We start from the raw sequence: 3,419 nt of genomic DNA, 5'->3' as shown, positions 1-3,419 counted from the left end.
CCCGCCGAGCCGGGCCTCTCCGTGCACCACGTGGTAGAGGAGCGCGGCCGTGCTGTCGCCGGGGAAGGGCGGCTCGCCGGTCGCCGCGAAGACCAGCACCGCGCCGAGCGCGAAGACGTCGGTGGCGCCGGTGACGCCCTCGCCCCTGACCTGCTCGGGGGCCATGTAGCCGGGCGAGCCGAGCGAGACACCGGTGGAGGTGAGGGAGGCGGTCCCCTCGGTGGCACGGGCGATGCCGAAGTCGATCAGACGGGGCCCGTCCAGGGTGAGCAGCACGTTGGAGGGCTTCACATCGCGGTGCACCAGTCCGAGGCCGTGCACATGGCGCAGTGCCTCACCGAGGCCCGCGCCCACCGCCCGTACGACCGGCTCGGGCAGCGGTCCGTGCTCGGCGACCGCGTCCGCCAGCGAGGGGCCCGCCACATAGCCGGTGGCGACCCACGGCACCGGGCCGTCGGTCTCCGCGTCCAGCACGGGGGCCGTCCAGGCGCCGCCGACCCGGCGCGCGGAGGCCACCTCGCGCCGGAAGCGGCGCCGGAACTCCTCGTCCACGGCGTGGTGCGGATGCACCACCTTCACCGCGACGGTGCGGCCGCTGCCCGAGCGGGCCAGGTAGACCCGGCCCATGCCGCCCGCGCCGAGCCTGCGCAGCAGGCGGTACCCGCCCAGCGACGGCGGGTCCTCCGGCTCCAGCGGCTGCATGGTGCGGCGCCCCCCCTCGTCCTCGCTGCCGTGCCCTTCTTCCCGTCGGGCGGGCACCAGCTTAGGCACGGCCGCCGGGCGGGCGGCGGGGCTCAGGGGTGCAGCATCTCCACGCGCACATCCGGCGGGAAGCCGGTCGTCGCGCCGGTGCGGCGGGCGAACTCGGCGACGCCCTCCAGCTGCCGCTCGCCGAACCGGAAGTCCAGCGTGGTGAAGTACTTCTCCAGCACCCCGGTGTCGAAGGACTCGTACCGCGCGGCGTGCTCGGCCACCTTGCCGACCTGTTCCATGGCCAGGTCGCGGGAGGCCAGGAAGGCCCGGTGCGTCTCGCGCACGGTCTGCGGCGCGCGCTCCAGGAAGTCGCGGCGGGTGGCCCAGACGGCGAAGACGAACGGCAGCCCCGTCCACTCCTTCCACAGCCGCCCCAGGTCGTGCACCTGGAGGCCCTCCTCGGGCAGCCGGCGCAGATAGGCGCGCAGCCCCACGTCGCCGATGACGACGGCGGCGTCGGCCTCCTTCATCATCCGGTCGAGATCGGGCGGGCAGGTGAAGTACTCCGGCTGAACGCCGTAGCGCTCGGCGAGCAGCAGCTGGGCGAGCCGTACCGAGGTGCGCGACGTCGAGCCCAGGGCCACCTTGGCGCCGTCGAGCTGCTCCAGGGGCACCCGCGAGACGATCTCGCACGACATGACGTCGCCGTCGCAGCCCACCGCGATGTCCGGCAGGGCCACCAGGTCGTCGGCGTTGCGCAGGAACTCCACCAGGGTGACGGGGCCCATGTCGAGCCGCCCGTCGATGATCATCTCGCTGAGCCGCTCGGGGGTGTCCCGCGTCAGGTCCAGGTCCAGCAGCGTGTGCGTGTGGACCAGGCCCCAGTACAGCGGGAGGCAGTTGAGGAACTGGATGTGCGCGACGCGGGGGCGGGTGCGCACACCCTGCGGTTCAGCTGGTTCAGCCGGTTTAGCAGTCACTCTCCGGAGAGTACGCCCCGGTCTGTCCCCCGCCGTGCCCGGTCCCCTGGGCGGGGGCGTCGCCGGTACGGGGGCGGTTTCCTCCGTGCGGGGGGTTCTCCGGACAGGCATGATCCACACCCCTTCCCCAGCGCGTTGCTGCGTGCTAGCCTCGGAGGCAAGTTGCAGTTTGGTTTCCTTGCAGTACAGAGCCTGCGGAGCATGTGACCGCGGGCTCTCGTCGTTTCAGGCTTCTTTGTGGGTTCTGGGAAGCAGGGACACCCTTTTAGGCCCAGGGAGGGCTTATGGCTACCGGAACCGTGAAGTGGTTCAACGCCGAAAAGGGCTATGGTTTCATCGCCCAGGACGGCGACGGTCCCGATGTCTTCGTCCACTACTCCGCGATCAACGCATCCGGATTCCGCTCGCTGGAGGAGAACCAGCTGGTGTCGTTCGATGTGACGCAGGGGCCCAAGGGTCCGCAGGCGGAAAACGTCACCGCGCAGTAGTCCCTGAATCGCAGTACCCAAGGAGCCCCGCCTTCGGCGGGGCTCCTGCTTTTTTCCGCCTTTTCCTGCCCCGCTCCGTCTTTTCGTCTTTCCGGGCCTTGCCGCGTCTTGTGGGCCTTGCCGTGCCTTCCCTGTTCCCTGGTTCTTCCGCTCTCCTGCCCGCTGTCAGCAGGCGGTGCGCTCGTAGCCGGTGATGGCGGCCACCTTCGCGGCGGAGGCCGAGGACTCGTCGAAGCGGTGGTCGAGCCATTCGTCGACGAGGGTGCGGGCCAGCTCCAGGCCGATGACGCGCTGGCCGAAGCAGAGCACCTGGGCGTTGTTGCTGAGAACGGAGCGCCGCACGGAGTAGCTGTCGTGCGCGGTGACGGCGCGGATGCCGGGCACCTTGTTGGCGCTGATGGCCACGCCCAGTCCGGTGCCGCAGATGAGCAGGGCGCGATCGGCCTGGCCGTCGGCGACCCGGCGCGCTGCCTCGACGGCGACGTGCGGGTAGGCGGTGTCCAGGGCGGCCCCGTCGGCGCCGACGCCCACATCGGTCACCTCGGCGACCCGCGCGTCGCCCTGGAGGTCCTTCTTCAGTGCTTCCTTGTAGTCGAGGCCCGCGTCGTCGCAGCCCACGACGATGCGGAACGGCCGGGGGGCCGCGGGAGTGGTGCTCATGCGTTCCTCCTGTCGGGGGCGGTACGGGTGCCGGCGACCGCGGCCAGGACCATCGCCAGCGAGGTGGCGCCCGGGTCCGGGGTGCCGACGCTGCGTTCGGCCAGCGGCCGGGCGCGGCCCAGCCGGGGCCGCAGGCCGGCGGTGTCCGCGGCGGCGGTGCGTGCCGTCTCGGCGGCCGCGCGGAAGGCGTCGGCGGGCCCGGTGTCCGCCTCGACGCGTTCGGTGAAGGCGGTCACGAACGGGGCGAGGGCATCGACCAGGGTCTTGTCGCCGGGTTCGGCCTTGCCCAGCGCGGTGACGGCCTCCAGCGCCGCACGCGCCCCGGCCGCCAGTTCGGCGGGTTCGGGCGCGCGGTCGTCGGGGAGCGCGGCGCCGAAGGCGCGCAGGCCCGCGCCCCACAGCGCTCCGGAGGTGCCGCCCGCTTCGGCGGCCCAGGCGTCCCCGGCCGCGCCGAGCAGCTCGGCGGGGGGCGGCTTCGCGGGCCTCCTCCCGCTCGGCGGCGGCGAGCGCCGCGTCCACGCCCTTGCACATGCCGCGCCCGTGGTCACCGTCCCCGGCGACGGCGTCGAGCCGGCCGAGGGCCTCCTCCTGCTCGTGG

The 3,419-nt window shown here is 72.9% G+C and carries 5 protein-coding genes; 1 reads left to right on the top strand and 4 read right to left on the bottom strand.

What is annotated here, in order from left to right; genetic code table 11:
* A partial coding sequence (locus tag FM076_RS19510; RefSeq protein WP_173874867.1) for a serine/threonine-protein kinase occupies positions 1-702 on the bottom strand: 702 nt, incomplete at its 3' end.
* Between the two features lie 92 nt (positions 703-794).
* Positions 795-1,634: a menaquinone biosynthesis protein gene (locus tag FM076_RS19505; RefSeq protein WP_173874866.1), complete on the bottom strand. Its 840-nt coding sequence runs from the start codon at positions 1,632-1,634 to the stop codon at positions 795-797.
* Between the two features lie 323 nt (positions 1,635-1,957).
* Here FM076_RS19505 and FM076_RS19500 point away from each other — a divergent pair, with 323 nt between their 5' ends.
* Positions 1,958-2,161, top strand: a complete 204-nt coding sequence (locus FM076_RS19500; protein ID WP_016472807.1) for a cold-shock protein — start codon at positions 1,958-1,960, stop codon at positions 2,159-2,161.
* A gap of 165 nt (positions 2,162-2,326) precedes the next feature.
* Here FM076_RS19500 and FM076_RS19495 read toward each other — a convergent pair whose 3' ends face one another.
* Positions 2,327-2,821, bottom strand: a complete 495-nt coding sequence (locus FM076_RS19495; RefSeq protein ID WP_173872291.1) for a ribose-5-phosphate isomerase — start codon at positions 2,819-2,821, stop codon at positions 2,327-2,329.
* Positions 2,818-3,419: DAK2 domain-containing protein (locus tag FM076_RS19490; protein ID WP_243274573.1), on the bottom strand; the 602-nt coding region annotated here is incomplete at its 5' end. The genes FM076_RS19490 and FM076_RS19495, both read right to left, overlap by 4 nt.

It is taken from the genome of Streptomyces albus subsp. chlorinus (genome assembly GCF_013302895.1).
Classification (GTDB): domain Bacteria; phylum Actinomycetota; class Actinomycetes; order Streptomycetales; family Streptomycetaceae; genus Streptomyces; species Streptomyces chlorinus.
Note: the sequence above shows the minus strand (reverse complement) of the source record. Positions and strands in the feature narration are given on the sequence as shown.